Source organism: Dyadobacter ginsengisoli DSM 21015, from assembly GCF_059568735.1.
The window spans coordinates 1,138,567-1,160,604 of record NZ_JCANTY010000002.1 but is presented as its reverse complement, the minus strand read 5'-3'; the positions used below and the strand labels follow the sequence as shown (position 1 = coordinate 1,160,604).

The following is a 22,038-nucleotide window of genomic DNA, read 5'->3' as shown; positions in this document are numbered from 1 at the left end:
CCGTCCGGGCATCCAGGTAGCAGCAATTTTGTCGGGATCAGCTTGCCTTGTGCTACCACCTTGATCACGCCGGTTCTGTATAAGAGTACCAATGGGGATGTCTGCCCCGGTGGGGAATCGGTATTATTGACAGCTTCGGGTTTCAGTGGAGGCTTGGAATGGTACCGTGATGGTGTGAAGTTGACCACCGGCGCCAGCGATACGACGTATCTGGCCAAAATTGCGGGGACCTACACAGTACGATCGAAGTCGGTCAGCTCATACAGTGGTTTTTCAAATTCCATAGTTTTAAAGCAATCTTCGGGTTGCGTTCCTCCTGCTGGCAACCAGTGTACAGCGAATATGGTGAAACTGATGTGGCGGAATGCAGATGAGGGTAGATTGAATGGTGCAACGATCCAGGGCTCGAGTAATGGGCTGACTTGGGAAACGCTTTACACTTTCACGGGAAGTGCGACTCAGGGTTGGATGCAGGCAACTTTCAATAACCCTAACAAGTACCCGCATATTCGTTACAACGCATCGAACCCGAATGGTGTAGGAGATCTTCGAGAAATTCGTTTTTGCTATAAGGATGGTTCTAACAACGAATACGTGCTGTCGGGTAAGGGCTTTGGTTCAGAACCAAATATAAAGGGTTTGGAGTGGCAGAATGCGCTGGACGGAGAAGAGAACACGCAATGGCATGCCGAATATGTTCCGCCTCGCGGACACCCTGGTAATAGCAATTTTGTAGGGATAAGCCTGTCTTGTGCAACGACGTGCATTACGCCGACGCTGTACAAGATGACGGACGGTAATCTGGTTTGCCCGGGAAGTAAATCGGCAACGCTTGTAGCCTCTGGCTATACTGGAACGATCAGCTGGTACCGGGATGGTGTTTTGCTTCCGAATGTGAAAGATACAATTTTGACGGTGAGCGCTGCTGGATCTTACAAGGCCATGTCGTCGAATGGCATTTGCAGCAGTGGGTTCTCGAATGCGATCGTTTTGCAGCAGGACGCCAACTGTGCACCAGCCGGTGATAATCGCTGCATTGTAACGTCTGTTAAGCTTCTGTGGCGTGCAGCAAATCAGGAGCGCCTTAACGGAGCAATGATCCAGGGCTCGAATGACGGTGCGAGCTGGGAGACCATCCATACATTCAACGGAGCGGCGATAAACGACTGGAACGTGGCAACGATTTCGAATCCGCATAAATTTGATCACATCCGTTATGTGGCCAGAGCAAACGATGGAGTAGGTGACCTGCGCGAGATCCGTTTCTACAATGGTGAATTCATCTTGAAGGGTGCCGGTTTTGGTTCGGAACCGAACCTGCCTAATCAGGATTGGACCAATGCATTGGATGGCAATGAAAACACGCAGTGGCATGCAGAGTACCTGGCACCTGCGGGACACCCGGGTAATACTAACTTTGTCGGTCTGACGTTGCCTTGCGGCGTAACATGTATCAAGCCTACAATCTATAAAATAGCTGGGGAAAACGCCTGTGAGCAACCTAACCAGGTAGTAACTTTAATAGCCTCAGGCTTCACATCGGGCGTCAACTGGTATCTCAATGATCAGCCAGTACCCGTTGCGAATGGCGGTACGATGATGACAAATAAAGCCGGAAGTTATACCGCTAGGTCTGCCGCTGCTTCATGTCTTAGCTCAGCATCTAATACGATCGTTGTGAATGGATGCCTGGACCAGACACCTGTTACACCTACATTTTCTATCTGGCGCAGGAACAGTGCCACCGGGGTGAAAACTTGGATCAGGGATTTGCAACATGGTGACCAAATTTCGCTTTCGGATTTTCAAAACGAACAGGTTAACTGGTTTATATCCACGAATGGGCAAACGTCTGTTCCAACTGAGGCAGGGTATTTCAATAAGATGAAAGCACGACTGACGACCTCTGACGGGAACAATCATGGTTGGGGCCCCGATCAGATCACAGACCAAGGGCCATACGGTATTTTTGGAAGGGATAATGGGATCACTCCAATGGTCGGTACCCATGAATTGGAGGTGACTATCTGGGCTGATTCTTATCAAAAGGGTACCAGGAAGATAGGTTTCACTATCATCAACAATTGCACTACACCGGTAGTTGAGATGTTGGATGGGCCAGCTGCTTGCAAAGGGTCTAAAAGCGTGACTTTGAAAGTTACATCCGGGTGCGCTAATTCCAATGATGTACAATGGTTTAGAAATGGTGCATTTTTTAAGAATGGTGCAGAGGTATCAACAGATGAGCCTGGCAGTTACTATGCAAAATGCAATTCAAGTTGCAATGAGAGAAGTAATTTACTTGTCGTTACACCAGGTACTTGTGAGCTATGTTCCATGGCTTACGTCTATCCATTAAGAGGAGATAAGGATGCTTCTATTATTTCTTTTAACCCGAATTTGAATTATGGTTTGGATCGTGAGCTCATCGCGAAAGCATGGTTTGACTCGCGGGGGCGCACGACGGTTATCAGAAGTTTGTTTGACTTTTCAGAGTTGCGAAGTATTCCGCAAGGCGCCAGGGTGTTGTATGCAGATCTTTTCCTGGAAGGAGTTCTCGAAAGTGAGGCGAGCCAGGGCCCCGGGAATGTGCGAAATGGTCCGATCGTGGATCAGCAGGCCAATTCCCTCTACATACAACGAATTACGCAGCCATGGGATGAATATTCAGTTACTTGGTCGAATCAACCTTCCGTTTCAACGAATTATACGGTTGCTATTCCTCCAAGCACATCTCAGTGGGATAATTATGTGCAGGTCAAAGTCACGGACATGGTACAGGATATGCTTAACCGGCCGGTCTCGGAAAGACATGGGTTTATGATCAGGTTGCAAAAGGAAGTGACGCAAAAATCATTTATGTTTTCGTCACGCGATGCGCTCAATAGCGAAAAAATGCCTAAACTGACGGTTGTGGTGGATTATTGTCCGGTCAACTAACATATTTTCCACTTTGAACATTGTTTGAGTATGGCAGTAGACTTTGCGGCCCTAGAGAATGAGGGATTCGTCCAGAGGAGAAGCGAGATGAATTCTCCATTGGAGCCCAAGATTCCGGTTTTCGCTTCCAATTGGCGTAAGCGAACGAAGGATGTAAATGTTGTTTTACTCGATGTTGACAGATATGGATTACGCCAGCGAAAGAGCAGATCAACCTTACCGCCCACCAATGTGCACCGAATTGAATCTCCCCTCATACATTGAGGAGAAATTGCGGTGGAAAGGGCAGCAGTATAGAAGATTTGATGCAAACGGAGAGCAGAACCAGAGCAACAATCCTGTTTTTATAGAGTCGAGAGGTATGGCTGTTACTAGAAATAACGACGCAGCATGGGATTGGCAATTACCAACTCCTGTGGCGAACTATAATGGAATTACAAGGATCATTACCGGGGCTAACCCTCAGGTTAGTTTCTAGTTCCGAAGTTCTTACCGCAGATGTTATTTTGTTTACCGGACGGATTATTTATCGTCGGCTAATTTGCAGATAACCATTGCATTGGGTAATGACAAAGTAACCGTCTTCGATGACGTATCCGGGACGTGGGTTGAAGCCAACGGTTATGGCTTTTCTGCCAAGAAACGGATCAAATACTGGCAGGTACATTTGGTAGCGCCACAGGATTTAGGAAAACTATCTTTCAGAAGAGGCTCAAAATGCGAAGAACCGAGGTGGAGACGAGCTGGCAGATCTCGATCCGCAGCCAGGACGGCGGCCGACTATGTTATTGGGGAATTCAGTATTCAGGGAATGATAATATGATCAATTTTATCAACAGCGCCAGGGGATCACATGATATTGCTACCTTGAGATATTTTGAACAATGGTCGGTAGACGACTGGAAACCTGACCTGATCCTGTACGCTTGCAATACAATTAATGAAATGAAAAGCCAGGCTGGGGGGACGCTGAGACCGATACGCCGGTTACTTTTGCGGGAAGGTTTGGCACTTTTATCAATGGGCTTCGTGCCAAATCGTATACTCCTGAGATTTTTGCCTACATGTTGTTCGTCAACAGATGGCAACAACCGGTAGATCCGACGGACAGGGTTTTGCTGCGAAGAACTTCCAGTTCTGTCGGATTGAATGGTTATACATTATTTGATTATTATGATTATCTGCATAATACACTGAAATCCTTGCCCATTGCCTCGGTTAATACCTTTTACGAGTTCTTTAATTATTGCGTTTTGAGGGCAGCGTCGTCGGCGGGGATCTCAACGATATTCAAAGAGCGTTTTGGCTATGCAAGTGCAGGTGGCAATGATCCTATCGCTGGTAAAACTGGAAAAGAGGGAACAAGCCTTGTGTCAGATGGTACCCATTTAAATGACGTCGGCAATTTTGTCGGTTGGCGGTTCCTGGAGAAGTATTTCGATTTATAAGTACTCAGCCTGATGTGTATTCGCTTTGTCATGTTAATTTGTGTTAACCATGAAATCGCCACCGAAAGTTACACTGGCGGGGACAAATAGTCTGGGAATCCAATCCAGCATGTTGGGTAAGTCAATAGCGAATTTCTATTGCACCATCAAATCAAAGACCCATCGCTTCGAATAGCAAATATTACGAAGTGACCGGTGTTAGCCCAGACATCCCGGGAGCATTCTTTTCCGAAGGCGATACTCCCTGGGGACATCCGAACGCTGTCCAGGTAGTTGTAATCAGTTTGGATAAATGTTGGGAGATTTTCGTGCCCTGTCGTGAGTCTCACACTGTAAGCTCCTATATAACCAAAGTTCGTCGGTTGTTGGTAAGATCCATCATCTTACCTTTGAGGTCTGCCAATTTTCGTTCCATGTAAGCGATTTTATTCGCAGTTCTCTTAGCTTGATATTTAGTTTGGTCAACAGGGATAAATTCTACTTTATTTCTGACCATTTTATAGTAAATGGTCGCTATTTTATTCGCCGTAGCCACAATCGCGTACTTGTTTCCACCCTTCGATTTCATTCTCTGGAAGTAGTCACCTAACCAATGATCACTCCGTTGAACGCTATTTGCAGCCATTCGAAACGCTTGCCCCGCCGAATTGGACTTCTTTCGCACTTTGCTACTTAGTAGTTTCCCTCCCGATATCTTGTTGTTTGGGCATAGATTCAGCCAAGAGACAAAGTGCTTTTCATTGAGCCATTTGCTCATATCACTACCCGTCTCTGCCAAAATGGATAACGCACTCTGTTGACTTAGACCATAAATTTTCAAAACATCAGTTCCCAAAATGGCCTTCATAAAGTTGCTGACATTCATAGCAGGTGCATTTTTATTCCTCTTTTTATTTGCTTCTATTTCAGCCAGAGGAATCTCGCCGTCATTTTTGCAGGCAGCATATCTTTCAAGCTCTGCTTCAATCTTTTGGTCGAGTTTATCGATCTCCGCCAGAAAGAAACAGTAGCATCGATAGCTCTGCTCAAGTGCATATACTGGTCGTCTCTCCATTGTCCCTGCAGCGACTTTTCTATGACTTCCGGCTTCGCTTTTATACGACTGTGAACCAGTGGAAGGAAATTTTTAGCCTCTCTCTCACCAGCAATAATAGCTTCAACGATCGACCTACCGGTAAGACCTGTGATGTCGGAAACAACCGTGTGCAGTTTGAGATTCATCAGCTCCATGGCTTTTTCCATGCGAAGCACGCACCGGCTACTATCTTGTACCAGCGTCTGTCGCAAGCGCACTAAGGTCCGCAGCGACTCCTGATTTTCTGAGGGAAGGTAGCTGCTTCTCAATAACCCGCAGCTATGCAGCTGTTGAATCCAGGCAGCGTCGCCTATATCGGTCTTCCTACCAGTAACATTGCGTACGTGATTAGCGTTGACCAGAAAAACTTCAATGCCTCGACGTATTAAAAGACCAAAAAGTGGCTTCCAATAGACGCCGGTGGATTCCATAGCCACCGTGTCAATACGACATTCCTGTAACCAATCGGCAATTTCATCCAAATCACAACTCATCGTCCCAAACGTTCGGACTGGTGTTTGCGCTCTATCACCAGGTACGGCTACCGCGTGAATCGTATCACCAATATCGACGCCGGCCGCATTCGGATTTACAACCGTCATCGAAACTGACTTTACCTTTGACTTTTGATACCTTTTGCCTGTTTCATCGTAAACATAGATTTAGGTATGAATCAAAAGGCAAAGTGCGAAGCCCTCCGGTTTGATAAAGTATATTCTCCTATACGGGGTCGAACCCCAATTTGAAACATAAAAAACCAGAAGAACCAAACTTTCCCAAGAATTCGGGATTCAATGCTTACAATAGTCTTAGCTACAAAGCACTCCGCCTGCCAAATTTACGATGCTCCTCTTAAGTTATTTTTCCCGAAACATAATGCCGTTATTCATAGACTTTCCCGAATTTAGGACAGTGCAGGATTAGACTCGAAAAGAGCTGCAGCTAGAAAATGGTATTTGCATGTAATTAATAGTTTCATAATCAAGTGCTTATAAATGTAATGGTATGATCAGTAAGGTTTTGCTTGTTTCGGCAGTATTATTTGCAAGCTCATGCAATTTTGAGGACGGGGATCCAGATATGGTCCGTTTTGTATTTAGCAATGAGGATAAAACAGTATTTGAGGAAGTTAAGGTCATTGCCTTTTCTGAAAAAGACGGAACGCTAGTTCCTATAGACTCGATAAATCATTATCCACTAAAGTCTCCATCAATTCCATATTACGCCTTGATGGAACCGGTGCGCCCGCGGCGGGAAAATGAGTAGGAAATGTCTAATTAAATTCGGAGGAAGACCATTTTAGAACGTAACCGATCTATATTAGTGGATTATTTATGTTTTCTCCGAAAAAACAGAATGCCGGTTTAGCAGGGCGGTTTATGAATAAATCTCTTCAACAGGCAACTTTTATTGTTTTCGCTTTGATTGCAGCCTGTCAGGCGCGTGGAGCGAATCTTTTGCGTGATAAAACTGATGGGGCCAGCGAGCCCTCCATTACGAATATCACCGTGACGAAGGCCAATTGTGAAAAAGACAATGGTGTCATTTCGGTCACTGCCAAAGGCGAGGGGCTGCTTGTTTATAGCCTCGATGGAGATGACTTCCAATCTTCGCCTGTGTTTTCAGGACTTTATGCCAAAACCTACCGACTTTTCGTCAAATCGGGGCAAGGGTGTGTGGTGACGCGCGACATAGTGGTCGAAAAGTTATGGAAACCTTCATTCGTAATGGCAGTGATCCTGAATCCCTGTGAATTTGAGGACAAGGATTTCAGCGCGACGGCGATGGGCGGTTATGGGTCGATCACCTACGCGCTCGACGACGGGCCGTTTCAGGAGATGGTTTTTTTCCCCGACCTCCCTCGCGGCGAATACATGCTACGCGCCAGGGACTCCGTAGGATGCGAGATCGTCATGGACATCAAAATTCCTGAAAAGAAGGAAGAGGTTGTGATGCAGGCTGTAGATGTTCAGCATGCACGGTGCGGCGGCGAAGTAGGCAATGTTACATTGGCTGCTACCGGCAGCGGCGTGTTGCAATATTCGCTCGATGGGCAGAATTACGGGCCATCGCCCAACTTCCCGCTCGTGCCTCCCGGTGATTATCAGGTTTTTGTGAAAGATAAGAGAGGGTGTATCGATAGTAGGAACATCGTTGTCGGAAGGTCACCGGCGCCGCAATTTCTTGAAATCATAGAGAAGAACACCAGCTGCAAGGGCGACGACGGCGCTGTTGCGATCCATGCCACCGGAAGCGGCCCACTAAGCTATTCGATCGACGGGGTAAACTATGTGTCGGATACCGTTTTTACAGGGCTAACACCGCTCATTCAAACGGTTTATATAAGAGATACAGCGGGTTGCGACGTAGCGCGTTCCATTATCATCGAAAAAGACTGTCTCGAAGCCATTTACATTCCCACTGCATTTTCCCCGGATTCCGATGGGAAAAATGAGGTGATGGACATGAAATTCTCCGGCGGGGCATTGAAAATCCGACATTTCAGGCTCTTCAACCGATGGGGAAGTGTGATCGCGTTTAGCGCCAACCAAAGCGTTGAGAGCGGTTATGCCCGGTGGAACGGGATTCACAACGGCAAGAAGATTGAGCCCGGTACTTATCCTTACGAGCTTATGGTCGAATTTGACAATGGGTTTACCAGGGTGATTAGAAATTCTGTACTGGTATTGCGATGATTGATAGTTTGTTACTTTGGACATCGGAAAATCAGGGCCGGATAGTCAAAACTCAAAGATCGTATTGTGAGGCATTATTATCTTAATCAATATTTCATTGATCTTTGATTATTTGTAAGTGGCTTCTGATACTGCGCAGGCTACGAATTACATGGTACTAGAATATTTGGGCCAACGGTAAATGTTGAATCTTCAAAATCCATAGCTCAGTGCTTAAGATATATTTGTCTGGGCCTTGGTTACTGACGATATTAAAATTCAGCGAATATCCTGGATGTCGGCTTACGTGGACTCGATTCTTTCGGTGCCAACTGTTCGATCCTCAACATGGCTTGTGTAATATATTCGATTTGACTAAATTTATGTCGTCGATTTTGCATGAATATAGTTGGAAGCAAATTCGGATACCCAAAATTTAGGAGCTGCATAATTAATTGATATCCAGTGAATTGGTGAGATGGTTCGACTCCCTGCATCTCCACTAAGATACCGTTTTTCATTAGGAAAGCGGTATTTTGTTTGACGGCATTATGGGATAACGTAGGCTTACCTAATAGTATTTAATCCCGCTTGCATTTGAACCCATTTTTCGTGTCTAACGGGCTATTTCAACACAGAGTTTAGCGGTACCAACTTAAAGCGGTCATTCATTGAGAAGTAATATTCAATTGGAGCGCAGTGGCTTGCGCCGTAAATGATCACAATCCGTTTTTCACTCCCTTTTAGCTGCTTTATAATGTTGCTGTAAATTTTAAGGTTCCGCGTCAGCCAGTTCCCGGTTAACGTTGCCCCGATGTCGGTATGAAGGGTTCCGGCCAGGGTAGGTGCATTAATGTACCAGCCCAGATCTTTGCGTCGCATTTCCGGATTGTTCAACCAGAGCAAAACATCTTTTACGGTTTGTGTAGCAATCCTGTTGTTCATTTCTTGCTCCATAGTCTGAATCATATCACCCACCTCTTTTCCCAGTTGCGTTTGGCCGGCTGCCTTAATGGCTGTCATCATAGAATCAAAAGGGAAGTCTGCATAGGCATCACTCGCATATAACCTGGGCAAACTAAGCTGATGACCTACCGCAAAGGCGAGTTGATACAGCTCATTCTTCTCTGTTTTAAGCAGGCTTTGATCTTTTCTAAAAGCCGAATAAGAGCTGTCCAGCCACTTTGTACCATCCAAATTGACTTCCGTAAAAATGGCATCGGGGCCAAATTCAACCAGCGCATTCCGAACCTCAAGGATTTCCTGCTGCCGTTTCTTACCAAGCATATCATCGATTTTGAACTTGGCGACATCCAGTCCGGGGTTGTTGAAATGGAATACACCAACAAGTAGCACCTCGGTTTTAGCAAGACTATTTTGAGCAAAAGTTTGGCTCAGCAACGTGAGCGAAACGAACAATTGAACTAATATTATTTTCATGGCTTTTATGATTTAAAAAAGTTAGGCCGCTAATCTCAGGTTTCATGAGCTAAAACTTCTTGAAGGATCGACAAACCCGCCCATTTTGACGACAAACGCCCTGTACTGATAGGCGGCACACCAGATTAGTTTATTGGAAACAAGTAACTTGACTGTCGCAGATGTATGGGCGATAAACGGAAGTTTTTAAATTGGCCGAGGCATTCTACCTTTGGGAAAACAGGGTTTAAGTGATTTTCTTCATATCATTTCTCATTTGATAGCCCCAGGGCAATTACGATGTCCCGACGCCAGAAACTACTATTTCATGCGCTTTTTTGGTTGGTTTATTTTGCGATGACCCAGCTTAATGACTTTTCTAAATACTCCGGCGTAATGTCGTTTTGGGAGACGTTAACATTTCCCCTGGCGATCTCACATTATGTCCGTACGCTGTTAATTACATATACCTGCTTATGGATCCTTGACCGGACGTTTGAGCATAAGCAATACGCATTAGGAGCTCTGGGTGTCTTTTTGGTTTACGTAACTCACCCATTTCTGCGATATGTAGTTGAGGAAGTCTGGTTTCTACATTGGCTTGGTCTACGGAATTATTTAGAAGATACGCCATTCAGCCATTATTTCATCGATAACCTTTTTGGCTGTCTCATGCCGGTACTGATCAGTTTTGTGTTCAAAGCCGTGGAAGATTTTTTTACGAATGAAAAGGCAAAAGCCACGCTCCGTGAAGAAAAGCTGATCACCGAGCTTAATTTCCTGAAATCACAGATCAACCCGCATTTTTTCTTCAATACGCTAAATAATATCTATTCATTGGTGTATCAAAAGTCAGATGGCGCACCAGCGGCCGTGCTAAAACTTGCCGAAATAATGCGCTATATGCTATACGAGGGCAACGCTGAAAAAGTGGATTTATCGAGAGAGTTGAAATACTTGGAAAGCTATGTTGACTTGCAAAAACTCAGGTACTTTGGGCAAACTTTCGTAAAATTCGAAACGCTGGGGCACGTGAATGGACAACAGATCGCACCAATGCTACTGATCAACCTGGTTGAAAACGCTTTCAAGCATGGCAATATCCAAAGCCATGAGCGTCCATTGACCATTCGTGTGCATGTCAGTGGAAACAATGTCCAGTTTAACGTTGAAAACAAGAAGACTGACCGAAGCAAAGATGAGGCAGGAGGGATTGGCATGGCCAATATGCAACGCCGTTTGAACCTGCTCTACCCCGACCAGCATAGCCTTCTGGTAACCGATGGGCCAGACCATTATTGTTGTGAACTTAAATTGATCCTTTAATTTATGGCCATAAGGTGCCTTGTGCTCGACGACGAGCCACTCGCAACGGACATTCTTGCAGACTATGTCCGCAAGGTGCCATCACTTGATCTGATCGCAGTATGCAATCATGCGATGGAAGCACTGGTTTTGATCCAGCAAGATAAAATTGATCTGGCTTTTGTAGACATTCAAATGCCGGATTTGACCGGATTGCAATTTCTTCGCGTGGTGAACGGAAAATGTAAAGCAATATTCACAACGGCCTATCAGGAATATGCCATGGATGGGTATGAATATGACGTGATCGATTATTTGCTCAAACCAATCTCATTTGACCGGTTTTTATCGGCTGTTCAAAAAGCGCACGAACGTTTACGACCTATTGCTGATGGCATTCAGTTGCGAATGCACCCTTTATCGCCGGATAACGAAACAGATTTGTCTGTCCGCCCAAGCGCAGCCGAATTTATATTTGTTAAAACGGAACACAAGATTATCAGGATTGACCTCGCAGGCATTCTGTTCATTGAAGCTTTAAAGGACTATGTTTCCATTTATGTCCGGACAGAACGAATTTTGAGCTTACAAACGATGAAAAAAATGGGAGAGATCCTGCCTATGCAGCGGTTTATGCGGGTTCATAAATCCTATATCGTCGCCATGGACAAAATCGAATCAATCGAAAGGCAGCGCATTTACATAGGAAAACACGTAATCCCGGTCGGGGAAAGCTATTTTAAGCAGTTTGCGAGGAGAATTGAGTGACATTTTCATAGGGTGGTTCTTAGCGGTGTGGATAGAAAAGGGTTGTAAGAAGCGATTTATAGACCTTGACTTTTTGATAAGCTGGGCTCGCGCCCCTGCATCTCCACTCAAGCAAGTTTTAAAAATTTCAAAAAGCCCATAAATCAATGATTTACGGGCTTTTCTTGGTTGGCTTTCCACACCAATTTTTCAGATCCAGCAAAAGCAAAAGGGACGAATCGCAAGAATCAACGCTGGATTGTGCATCACTCCAAATACAGTTTCGCAAGGTTGCGGTGCAGGGTAGGAGTGGCTGTTCTGAGCCTTTGACTAAATTGAACTCAGCCTGGTAGCAAGGCCAGCCCGCGAGCTGGATTGACGCCACGCCAGCTATCGTTATCCAGGCGCTAACACCGGGCGCAAATTGTAAGAAGGGAATTGTCGTTCCCCTTCCTAATGGAAGTGCATCACAGAATTAGCAGAAAAATAGATCTAAACGTAAAATTATGAGAGCAATCAATCCCTGGATCAACTTCAATGGTAATGCAGAAGAAGCATTCACTTTTTACAAATCAGTTTTTGGCGGAGAATTCACCAAGATCATCCGTTTCAAAGACCTGGCAAGCGATGAATTTCCAGTGTCGGAAAGCGAAGCAAATAAAATAATGACCATCGCTTTGCCTTTGGGAAAATACAATGTGTTAATAGCTAATGATGTTCCGGAATTTATGGGACGGGTAAACGAAAATGAAAACAGGTCGAAAATAGCAATTAGCGCAGAAAGTCGTGAAGAAGCAGACCAATTGTTTGACGGACTATCAGCAGGTGGAAATATTGAAGGGCCGATGGACGAGAGTCCATGGGGCACTTACGCCGGAATGTTTAGAGACAAATATGGAATTGAATGGATTGTGGAATTTGACCCGAATCATAATGGGTAGATTTGGTGTAAGAGAAATGTCGTTTCGGGCTTCCTGAGCGGCATTTTTTGCTCGGAAGCTGAGCCGCAACCGTGCGGTCATAACAATGAGGATTGTTGAGCTCACACGCATTGTGCCCGAAAAGCACTGGCGGTTCGGTTTGAAGGGAATGAAGCTGAATGTACTTGTGAAATTTTTAAAGGAACTAAGCATCGAAACGGTTGAAGATTGGGGATACATTGACAGGCGGTCACAGAGGCGGCGGCAATACCTCCGTACATTTCAACAAGCTGGGCCAGTTCCTTCCTTCGCCTGCAAGCTGAAAACCGAGCCGATCCACGCGCGAAGCAATTCAATCTCGCTGTGCTTCATGCGACCATCAGCCTGAATGCCGACGATCAGCCCGTAAAGCGTATTCAAATCTTTGTGAACCTGATCCGGCCCGCAAAACTGGCGGAACGAGCCGCTGAGGTATTGAGCATTTGGCCACGCCAAGCCGCACCAGCCATCGCTTAGGCGATCATTCCGAGCGTAATGATTGGGACGGGTTGATATATGCGGCCTTGATGGCCTGAAAGCTTACCGTTGCAAAAGCGATGGCCAATGCAGTGACGAATGTCGCGGGAAGTAGCCACCATTGGATTGCAATGCGGTACTCGTAAGTTTGAAGCCACTGATTCATGGCCCAAAGCGTGACGGGTGCCGCAAGGACACAGGCTATTCCGACCAGCCAAATGAATTCGCCGGAAAGTAGCAGCCACAAGTTCGCCACTGTCGCTCCCAGCACTTTACGGATCGTGATTTCTTTGGTACGGCGCTCCGCCATAAACATCGCCAAACCAAACAGCCCAAGGCACGAGATAAAAATGCTCAGAGAAGCAAAGATTCCGGCAAGTCTGGACATTTGATTGGCCGAGGTGAATTTTTGTTCAAATTCCTGATCTGCAAAATGATATTCAAACGGAACGGATGGATTGTACTTATCAACAATCGGCTGGATTTTCGCCAATGCTTTTGACAGGTTTTGCTGATCTTTCAACCGGATCAGGAAGGCATTCACATTGTTGCTATTAAACAATATCACGCCTGGCTTCACCGTGCCGAACGGATTTTGCATTAACACGTTTTTGGTCACCCCGACAATGGTCAGCACCTGGTCGCCCAGCTTCATGGTTTTGCCTATCGGATCTTTGTAGTTGATCAGCTTCAATGCAGCTTCGTTGAGAATAACTGCGGAACTGTCCGTACCATAGCGCCTGTCGAAAGACCGGCCAGCGATGAATTCGAGTCTGGTTGCTTTTTCGTAATCCCAGTCGGTCATCACCACATTCAGGCTCACATTGCTGCCCGGGTCCTTACCTTCCCAGCTAAAATGCGTAAAATCATTGTTGACCCGGGTCATGGAGCTCGACGCTTTGGCCACGGCTTCGATGTGCCCTGTTTTCAGCAGATCATATTTGAGCGCATCGTAATTTTTAATCAGGTCGCCGCTTGCATCCAGCATGATGAGATTTTCGGGATTATAGCCGATCGCACGGTTTTTGGCAAAGTGAACCTGTTGATAAACGACCACCGAGGCGATGATCAGCGCAATGGAAATGCAGAATTGGGAAACCACAAGTACCTTACGTAGATTGACAGGCGCGGTGCCTTGCTGCAATTTTCCCTTCAGGACTTTAACCGGGGCAAAAGAAGAAAGGTAACCCGCGGGATAGCTACCCGCCAGCAGACCCGTAAGCAGGCAAATGCCCGTGAGCGCTCCCCACAGCGACAGGTCACTCAAATCGAGCCTGATATTTTTAAAACCCAATTCTCCCAAATACGGCAGAAGAAGCCAGATGATGAAAAAGGATAGCGTGAAGGCCAGAAACGTCGTCAGCAGCGACTCGGTAAAAAATTGAGCAACAAGCTGGCTTCTCAGGGATCCTACGGCTTTACGGATCCCGACTTCTTTGGCCCGCTTTTCGAACCTGGCCGTGCTGAGGTTCATAAAATTGATACAGGCGATGAGCAACACAAATATACCAATGATGCCAAAGAGCCTTACATAAATGACGTGCCCACCGGTATTGACCCATTCCTGAAAATCGTCGTACAAATGCCACCGTGTCATAGGGTAAAGTGATAGCATTTGCGTTTGGACATATGGATCTTTGTTCATCGTCATAGGGCCGATCTTTTTAGAAAGTCCGCCCAGGTTTACGCCTTCTTTCACTTGCAGCACCACGCCAATGAAACTGTTGTTCCAGCGGGTTTTCGATTCACGGACGTCGGGCATGTTGGCTACATTGAACTCAAACGGAGCCAGAAATTCGAACTGCAAAGAAGAGTTGGCAGGTACGTCCTGAACGACTGCGGTAACCTGGATATCGAACTTATTGTCAATGCGGATCACTTTTCCAACCGGATCTGTGTTGCCGAAAATGGCTTTTGAAAGTGATTGGGTGAGTACAATGCTGTTTGGATCGCTGAGCGCAGTTTCCGGATTTCCTTTGATGACCGGGTAAGTGAAAATTTTAAGGAAGTCGGGATCGACATAGTATCCCTGTTTTTTAAACTTACGGTTACCGCTCACGAGGCTGTGAACACTACCCCAATCAAGCCGAGATATATGCGCAATTTCCGGGTAATTGTCCCTGAGCTCATCGTAAACCGGCATCATGACACTAGCGGAAGTGTTTTTCTCGTGATTCATCAGCGTGTTTTTCATCACCAGTGCAGTCCGGTCTGCATGCTGGTTGAATGCATCAAAGCTAATTTCAAACCGTACCCACATGCCAATGAGCAGCGCGAATGCCATGCCCAGCGAAAGCCCGAGAATGTTGATGAAGGAAAGCGACTTGTTTTTACGCAGCTGACGAACAGCTACTTTGAAATAGTTGCTTAACATAGATTGACTGAATAGCGGGTGATGGGCGTAGGGGCCGGGCTGCCGTTTGATATACCTTGGACTGAAAAAGCCAAGTACCTCGCGCCAGTACCAAAGCATGGCTTTGCGGGGCCCGACCAATTTAAGCTGAAAAGAAAATTCTTCTTCCAGGTCGCCTTCGATTATTTCTAACAGATGCGGCGCTACAAACCATTTTAAAAGGCGCTTTGCCAGGCGGGGAGGCGTTTCCATATCAGTGTCCGGTCATTGAGAGTTTGGGGAAATTGGGGAGCCTGTTCCAAAAACCGGCGCGTATTTCCTGGATTTCATGCAGTGTACGCTGCCCCAGCGCAGTGACCGTAAAAAGCTTTTTCCTTTTGCCGCCCCGTTCGGAGGTAGGTTCGCCGAAAGCAGACCTGACCATGCCCTTTTCTTCCAGACGCTGCAAGGCAGAATGTACCTGATTGAGCCTCACTTGCCGTCCTGTTTTCTCCGTAAGTTCGTGTAGAAGGGCAACCCCATAGGCTTGTCCGTCCAATACGGCAACTGCCAAAAGAATAAGCTCTTCAAACTCTCCAAGATAATTTCTGTTCATCAGTCCTATAATTTCCATATTTGCTGATAAAATAGCTTGCCAAGGAGATTTTTATGATTAAATAGTTGATATATAAATAATTAAAATTCTGACAAAAGAGATTTGGTGTTCACAACCGGACGTTTTCTGTTCGATTTTAAACATCTTTTCGCTAGCCGCAGATGGACTTCCGCCGACCATGTAGAGTTTTGCCGTTTGGCCTCCTAGCGCACAGCAGCACCCGATCCGCAGGCGGGCGGATCGGACGAAAGTTTCAACATGACAAATAGCGCTTTCACGCAAAATAAGAATACTATTGCGTTAGTTTTTGTGCAAATTGAAACCATTATGATCAAATTCCGCGCAGCCACCATCGATGACTTAGCTCTATTAATGCATTGGGACGAGCAGCCTCATACTGTCGCGTCCGATCCGAACGACGATTGGGGATGGGAGACAGAACTGTTGCGGTCGCCTGAATGGCGGGAACAACTGATCGCCGAATTGGACGGTCGACCGATCGGTTTTGTGCAAATCATCGATCCGTTGCTGGAAGACAGCCACTATTGGGGCGAAGTGCCTGCAGATCTCCGCGCGATAGACATTTGGATTGGTGAAGCCGATGACCTCGGAAAAGGTTATGGTACCGAAATGATGCGGCTGGCAATCGACCGCTGTTTTGCTTCGTCCGAGGTAACCGCCATTATCATCGATCCGCTGGCTTCCAATGTCAGAGCAAGGAAGTTCTACGAAATGCTAGGTTTTTCTTTTGTCGAGAACCGCACATTCGGCGAAGACTTCTGTGCGGTTTACGCGCTCGACCGAAATGTCTGGGAGAAAAAGCAAAAGTGACTTTCCTGCCAAGCTTAGGAATGAGTGGAAAAAAGCAGGTGCTTTATTGTAGGTGGCGATTTTCATGTGACACGCAATACAAAGTGGATGAGCTGGCAGAAAGGGGGATGAACTACAATGTCAAACGGATTCGACGGTTGCTTCGGAAAATGGCTATCGAGCCGATTTATTCAATGTAACTTGAGTCGAATGGGCATGGCAAAATACATTCATCAATCAGTATTGCTTAGATGCCTTAACATGACCAGAGAAATGGACAACAGAAATAACATAGCCAATCAGAGACGAATCGCATCTTCTATCAGTTCCACCGCCGAAAAACGTTATGCCGATTTTGTTGAATGCTATCCCGATCTGATGGAGCGTTTTCCGCAGCACATCATCGCTTCATATCTTGGAGTCACAAAGGACACGCTCAGTCGCGTCAAACGCCAGCTGCTGAGAAAATAAGATTACGAGCAACCCTGCTTTTCAAGAAGTAGACAAATATCTATTTCTTTTCTAGACATATATCATCTTTTCGATCTGTCAGGCCCCGGAACTTTGCATTTTCAACATTAAACAATGTGAAGATGCAAAGGGGAAGCTTGTGTGACGAGCGGTAACCGATGCTCGCACTTGAAAGAGAACCATGACAGGATCACTGAATTATTCGAACGGAGAGGTTACTATTATATGGCAGCCAAAATTATGCATCCATTCCGGTGTATGTGTAAAAACGCTGCCTGGGGTATATAATCCGGGAGCGCGCCCCTGGATCAGGCCTGAGAACGCGACGACACAAGAATTGATCGATCAGGTCACAAAATGCCCATCGGGCGCATTAAGCATTAGGAAAATGTTTCAGATAACAGGAAGTGATGGTAATGGAAAATACGAAAGTGATTTTAAAGGAAAATGGTTTTGGCGAGATCCTCTTGTTCTCCGGCGACACAAAAGTAGGAGAGATGGCAGTATCCGTCAGACATGGTAAGTTAACGGTTTATCATACCGAGGTATATCCGGAATTTGAAGGCAGGGGTTTTGCGAAACTATTGCTCGACCGACTGGTCGGATACGCGAAGGAGAATGATCTCATGATTTTGCCGCGTTACCCTTATGTAAACGCGCAGTTCAGGCGCTGCCCGGGAGCAGTATCTTGAGGTCTGGTTCAAACATGACGCCTGATTGTGGCGCCGGTCGCAGCATCCGCATTTCTGCTCGGATCATTACCCGGCCCTGTGGCGAAGGGTACGACATATCAAACACAAGGACGTGTTTTTACAGATGAGATATATTTTAGAAACCCCGATAATGACGACCATGCTCGGCCCGAGACACGCAGCGGTCATTCGATGGCGGAATGGCGTGCTAATTTGTGCTGTGCGTGCGTCATATGTCAAAGGCCTGGATATTCATCCATTTCACGCACAGCATGATCAAAAGTTGGTATCAGAGAAGCCCTACTGATGCCTTCGTCTTTCAAAATTTGGTTAATATGATTGAAAGGATGGCCGGCGTGGTAACCTTGTATACCTGTGAAACCTTGTTACGGTCGGCGGCAAAAGGGAGAATGTTTTTAACGAAGTCCGGCATTTCGACCCAAACTATTCGTCACTTAGCACTTTTTGTTGCGGGGTAATAGGAATCATGCTTGTTTTGGATACGATCATCTGTCAACTCATGCAATTTCCACGTCTCGCAATCTGGCAACAATGGCTTCTGCACGCGCTTCTTATCTGGGCGGCAATCGAGGGCAACGACGCGCTTGTCTACTGGTATGAAGTTAACGCCGGCGGCGTCTACGTTACCAATATTGATGGTTCCGCGGTTACACAATGGCAGCGATTTGTCAATCACAACTATTATCAGGCTGTTTGGCTGGTGATTTTGGCGGGTACATTCATCGTCGAATACAATTACCATTATATTTTTAAGAAAAAGCCATTTCCCTACTTCATCGTGGTTACCGGCCTTTTTTCCGTCGGTTTTATGCTCCTGCTTACAGCCTGCAATCAGTGGAAATCCGGAGGAGCGCTCACCTCTGTCTGGGGACCTTCGTTAGCTTTTGCCGCTTACAGTTTTTGTTATACGTTGCTCAGGGATTTTATGCATCAGCGCATAAACAAAGCCGACCGACACATGCAGCAAGTCCAGGCTGAACTCACCACCCTGAGGGCGCAAATTAACCCGCACTTTTTCTTTAACACCTTAAATACACTATACGGAACCGCACTTACTGAAAATGCGGACAAAACAGCCCTATGCATTGAACAGCTCTCTAATATTATGCGCTATACCGTCACAGAAGCGCAGCAGGATTTCACACCGGTTGCGCAGGAAATGAGCTTCCTGGAAGATTACCTTCATTTGCAGCAATTGCGATTACCTGAGCGCGATACAATCCGGGTGGAAACCGACCTTGTCTACGATGGACTTCCTGTCCACGTTGCACCGTTCCTTTTGGTCCCATTTATAGAAAATGCATTTAAATATGGAATCAGGATCGACCAGGACAGTTTTATTAAATTGGAATTGACTGTTTGCGAGGATACGCTCGACCTGTCAATTCAAAACAGTTTATTTCCTCCCAGACCTGGCCAGGAGGGATTGGGCACCGGTATTCAAAATACTCAAAAACGTCTTCAACTCATTTATCCCGACAGACACTCGCTGACTTTCGGTGAAGTAGCTGGGCAGTATCATGTCCGGCTGCATATTCGTCTACATTAACCGAGCATTCACATGAAACTACTCTTTTTATGCGCCGCATTCGCAGCGTTCACCACTGCCCATGCCCAAATGGCAGTGTCTGGAAAAATTTCATCCAATCAATCAGCAAAAGCATTGGTCTTCAATGTGCCCTTCGATTGCTGGCAGCACACAGCTAATTCTGTGGAAGTGATGCCGGATCATGAAGGGAAATTCTCGATTCACCTCCCGGTAGAGAAACCGCAGATCATTTTTTTGACATATGCCGGGCAGCGTCTGCAGCTGTATGCCGAACCAGGTAAAACACTTGTGATTGAAACAGACGATTCGCTGAAAACAATAAGCTTCGCAGGTAGTTTAAGCAAGGAAAACCAGTTTCGGCAGAAATTAGGTCTAACAACTTACAGCCTTGGCAAGCAGACTTGGAACGATACGCTGAGCGCGCCAGAACAGATTCTTACTGATCTAAACCAAGCGCAGCAATCTGCATTATTACAATTGAGCAGCAGTAACTTAGCGGCACCGTTTGTCCGCATGACAGCGGCTGATATTCAGTATTTCGCGGTAAGTAAACTGTGGGACCTGGTCTGGAAAAATGGTGTATGGGCGTCGGATAACAAATCCCGCTATGGGCAAAATGAATGGCGGCAAGCCCTGAAAACCGCGCATGAAGCTGTGGTGCTTTCCAATGCTGGCGCGCTGGACAGTTATCATTACCAAACCATGGTCAGTTATTACCCGCGTTATCTCCAGCATCTTGCTTCCAGTAAAGACGAGTTTGCCCGGATTGCGGAAGCGGTTTTTAAGAAGTCTTTTGCAGAGGTAAATCAGCAGGTGCGCCAAAAAGGAGAACGATACTGGGAACACAATGCCTTGCAATACGGGTTTACGGGCCGTGCGCAGGAATACGCACTAGCTTCTTTTCTAATCAATGGCATCGATCAGGGCGACCTTGAATATCAGCAGGAAGCATATCAGGATTTCGTTAATCGCTTTCCCGAAAGTCCATATATGACCGGTGTGCAGAAAAAAATGAAACCCTTCCTGGCAAGCTTGGGCAAAACAGAATCTGAATTGGAGGGTATTCGTTTTATACCGGATTCGCGTACTATTCCCACCCTTGATTCAGTTATCACCAGTCATAGGGGACGTGTGGTTTTCATCGACATATGGGGAACCTGGTGCGGTCCGTGCAGACAAGAGTTTCCCTTCAATCAGGCCTTAAAAGATCGTTTTAAGGACAAGTCCGTCGATTTTGCATACATCGCCGTCGAGCACCGGCAAAATCCGGAGAAGAGCTGGCGCGAGATGATTGCATTCTATCACTTGACGGGAGATCACATTCTGGCAGGTAAGGCGCTGGTAGAAGATTTGCGCAAGATATATGTCCAACAAGGCAACCTTATATTTCCGTCTTATATATTAGTGGACAAGTCGGGCAAAATTGCGACAATCCATGCAAAACGACCATCCGACCGGCAGGCTTTGTACAAGCAAATCGAACAGTTGTTGTGAAAAAAGATCTGGCACATATTCGCTGTATTTTCGTAGACGATGAGCCTATCGGCCTAAGCGTTTTGCTGTCACATGCCAGTAAAGTACCTATTTTGAATGTTCTGGGTACTTTTTCCAGCGGAATGGAAGCACTTGCTTTTGTTAAAAATAATCCGGTCGACCTGATATTTCTTGACATCCAGATGCCTGATTTGTCTGGCTTGGAAATGGCCCGGATGCTTGCTCCGTCTGTGCATATTGTTTTTACCACCGCCCACGCGCAATATGCCGTAGAGGGATTCGATCTCGCCGCGACGGATTATTTACTGAAACCTATTGGCCTTGGCCGTTTCTTGCAAACCACTGATCGGGTTACTGCAAAATTCTCGAACGTTGTAATTGGCTTGAAGCCAGTCGATTACATTTTTGTCAAAACCGGTTACGACTGGGCACGCATTGATCTCGACTCGTTGCTTTACATTGAAGCCGATAGGAATTACCTTACTTTCCACACATCCGACCGGAGGGTATTGACCCGAATGAAACTTGCAGAGATTTTAGAAAAGCTACCTCGCGAAGCATTCATGCAGATCCACAAATCTTACGTCATATCTATATCCAAAATCGACAAGATTGAAAGACATCAGATCACCCTCGCCGATCGCGTCCTCCCGTTATCTGCTACTTTCAGAGATGACTTACTTGCCAGGCTGGGTTAATCATAAGACCTGATAGATGGCCTCTATATTATACTATGCGAATAAACTCGGTCGCGGCTGTTTTAAATATCAGCGTCATTTTGTTAGTTGGTACTTAAAGGCGATAATCCCTTGAAAATATCCAACAAATGGATCTGATTGGGGCGAGCCTGCACCAGGTTGGTAATTTCGCCGCCTACTCCCCAGATAGTTATTCTCCCGAAGAACAAACGATTTTTGAAGACCCCAGTCCAGTATAAGAAATCGGGTTAAGTGATGTTGAAAACCAATTGTGGCAGCAGGAAATAGGGCCGTGCCCCTGGACGAAACG

Annotated in this window: 21 protein-coding genes; 15 read left to right on the top strand and 6 right to left on the bottom strand. The window is 46.1% G+C overall.

The genetic code is table 11. The annotated features are described in order from the left end of the window. From BP71_RS10910 to BP71_RS10900, 3 genes are all read left to right on the top strand, one after another. A partial coding sequence (locus BP71_RS10910) for a DNRLRE domain-containing protein (RefSeq protein ID WP_496378996.1) occupies positions 1 to 2,940 on the top strand: 2,940 nt, incomplete at its 5' end. A gap of 229 nt (positions 2,941 to 3,169) precedes the next feature. Further along, the gene (locus tag BP71_RS10905; protein ID WP_496378994.1) at positions 3,170 to 3,418 is read left to right on the top strand and encodes a hypothetical protein; all 249 of its coding nucleotides are present in this window, start codon (positions 3,170 to 3,172) and stop codon (positions 3,416 to 3,418) included. A gap of 586 nt (positions 3,419 to 4,004) precedes the next feature. Continuing rightward, complete coding sequence (locus BP71_RS10900) at positions 4,005 to 4,388, top strand: hypothetical protein (protein ID WP_496378992.1); 384 nt, start codon at positions 4,005 to 4,007, stop codon at positions 4,386 to 4,388. A gap of 340 nt (positions 4,389 to 4,728) precedes the next feature. On the opposite strand, the gene BP71_RS10895 is transcribed toward BP71_RS10900, so the two are convergent. Continuing rightward, positions 4,729 to 5,253, bottom strand: coding sequence for a transposase (locus BP71_RS10895; protein ID WP_496378990.1), 525 nt, complete (start codon positions 5,251 to 5,253; stop codon positions 4,729 to 4,731). Positions 5,254 to 5,288: 35 nt separating this feature from the next. After that, complete coding sequence (locus BP71_RS10890; protein ID WP_496378988.1) at positions 5,289 to 6,065, bottom strand: IS110 family transposase; 777 nt, start codon at positions 6,063 to 6,065, stop codon at positions 5,289 to 5,291. A gap of 403 nt (positions 6,066 to 6,468) precedes the next feature. Between BP71_RS10890 and BP71_RS10885 the strand changes: the two genes are divergently transcribed. Together BP71_RS10885 and BP71_RS10880 are read left to right on the top strand one after the other, a co-directional pair. Continuing rightward, entirely contained in the window at positions 6,469 to 6,729 is a 261-nt protein-coding gene (locus tag BP71_RS10885; RefSeq protein ID WP_496378986.1) for a hypothetical protein, read from the top strand. Positions 6,730 to 6,842: 113 nt separating this feature from the next. After that, positions 6,843 to 8,159: a T9SS type B sorting domain-containing protein gene (locus BP71_RS10880; RefSeq protein ID WP_496378984.1), complete on the top strand. Its 1,317-nt coding sequence runs from the start codon at positions 6,843 to 6,845 to the stop codon at positions 8,157 to 8,159. A gap of 603 nt (positions 8,160 to 8,762) precedes the next feature. Here the strand turns inward: BP71_RS10880 and BP71_RS10875 are convergent. Beyond that, a complete protein-coding gene (locus tag BP71_RS10875; RefSeq protein WP_496378982.1) occupies positions 8,763 to 9,578 on the bottom strand; it encodes a DUF5694 domain-containing protein in 816 nt (271 codons plus the stop codon). Positions 9,579 to 10,229: 651 nt separating this feature from the next. Here BP71_RS10875 and BP71_RS10870 point away from each other — a divergent pair. The 3 genes from BP71_RS10870 (at position 10,230) to BP71_RS10860 (ending at position 12,550) form a co-directional block, all read left to right on the top strand. Then, positions 10,230 to 10,883 carry a sensor histidine kinase gene (locus BP71_RS10870; protein ID WP_496378980.1) on the top strand — a complete coding sequence of 218 codons (654 nt, stop codon included), beginning with the start codon at positions 10,230 to 10,232 and terminating at the stop codon, positions 10,881 to 10,883. 3 nt (positions 10,884 to 10,886) lie between these two features. Further along, on the top strand, positions 10,887 to 11,630 hold the full coding sequence (locus BP71_RS10865; RefSeq protein WP_496378978.1) for a LytR/AlgR family response regulator transcription factor: 744 nt from the start codon (positions 10,887 to 10,889) through the stop codon (positions 11,628 to 11,630). Positions 11,631 to 12,115: 485 nt separating this feature from the next. Beyond that, positions 12,116 to 12,550, top strand: a complete 435-nt coding sequence (locus tag BP71_RS10860; protein WP_496378976.1) for a VOC family protein — start codon at positions 12,116 to 12,118, stop codon at positions 12,548 to 12,550. 261 nt (positions 12,551 to 12,811) lie between these two features. Here BP71_RS10860 and BP71_RS10855 read toward each other — a convergent pair whose 3' ends face one another. From BP71_RS10855 to BP71_RS10845, 3 genes are read right to left on the bottom strand one after another with little or no spacing between them, the layout of a single operon-like run. Further along, positions 12,812 to 13,024, bottom strand: coding sequence for a hypothetical protein (locus BP71_RS10855; protein WP_496378974.1), 213 nt, complete (start codon positions 13,022 to 13,024; stop codon positions 12,812 to 12,814). Positions 13,025 to 13,049: 25 nt separating this feature from the next. Beyond that, on the bottom strand, positions 13,050 to 15,650 hold the full coding sequence (locus tag BP71_RS10850; RefSeq protein WP_496378972.1) for an ABC transporter permease: 2,601 nt from the start codon (positions 15,648 to 15,650) through the stop codon (positions 13,050 to 13,052). A 1-nt stretch (position 15,651) separates the two neighbouring features. Continuing rightward, positions 15,652 to 15,993, bottom strand: coding sequence for a PadR family transcriptional regulator (locus tag BP71_RS10845; RefSeq protein WP_496378970.1), 342 nt, complete (start codon positions 15,991 to 15,993; stop codon positions 15,652 to 15,654). Positions 15,994 to 16,320: 327 nt separating this feature from the next. On the opposite strand from BP71_RS10845, the gene BP71_RS10840 reads away from it, so the two are divergent. From BP71_RS10840 to BP71_RS10810, 7 genes are all read left to right on the top strand, one after another. Then, positions 16,321 to 16,824 carry a GNAT family N-acetyltransferase gene (locus tag BP71_RS10840; protein WP_496378968.1) on the top strand — a complete coding sequence of 168 codons (504 nt, stop codon included), beginning with the start codon at positions 16,321 to 16,323 and terminating at the stop codon, positions 16,822 to 16,824. A 252-nt stretch (positions 16,825 to 17,076) separates the two neighbouring features. Further along, complete coding sequence (locus BP71_RS10835) at positions 17,077 to 17,274, top strand: hypothetical protein (RefSeq protein WP_496378966.1); 198 nt, start codon at positions 17,077 to 17,079, stop codon at positions 17,272 to 17,274. A gap of 181 nt (positions 17,275 to 17,455) precedes the next feature. Continuing rightward, a complete protein-coding gene (locus BP71_RS10830; protein WP_496378964.1) occupies positions 17,456 to 17,797 on the top strand; it encodes a (4Fe-4S)-binding protein in 342 nt (113 codons plus the stop codon). Further along, on the top strand, positions 17,691 to 17,966 hold the full coding sequence (locus tag BP71_RS10825; protein WP_496378962.1) for a GNAT family N-acetyltransferase: 276 nt from the start codon (positions 17,691 to 17,693) through the stop codon (positions 17,964 to 17,966). Before BP71_RS10830 ends, BP71_RS10825 begins: the two co-directional genes overlap by 107 nt. 520 nt (positions 17,967 to 18,486) lie before the next feature. Next, the gene (locus BP71_RS10820) at positions 18,487 to 19,536 is read left to right on the top strand and encodes a sensor histidine kinase (RefSeq protein ID WP_496378960.1); all 1,050 of its coding nucleotides are present in this window, start codon (positions 18,487 to 18,489) and stop codon (positions 19,534 to 19,536) included. A gap of 12 nt (positions 19,537 to 19,548) precedes the next feature. Continuing rightward, positions 19,549 to 21,030, top strand: coding sequence for a redoxin family protein (locus BP71_RS10815; RefSeq protein WP_496378958.1), 1,482 nt, complete (start codon positions 19,549 to 19,551; stop codon positions 21,028 to 21,030). After that, a complete protein-coding gene (locus BP71_RS10810; RefSeq protein WP_496378956.1) occupies positions 21,027 to 21,728 on the top strand; it encodes a LytR/AlgR family response regulator transcription factor in 702 nt (233 codons plus the stop codon). Before BP71_RS10815 ends, BP71_RS10810 begins: the two co-directional genes overlap by 4 nt. Positions 21,729 to 22,038 lie beyond the last annotated feature (310 nt).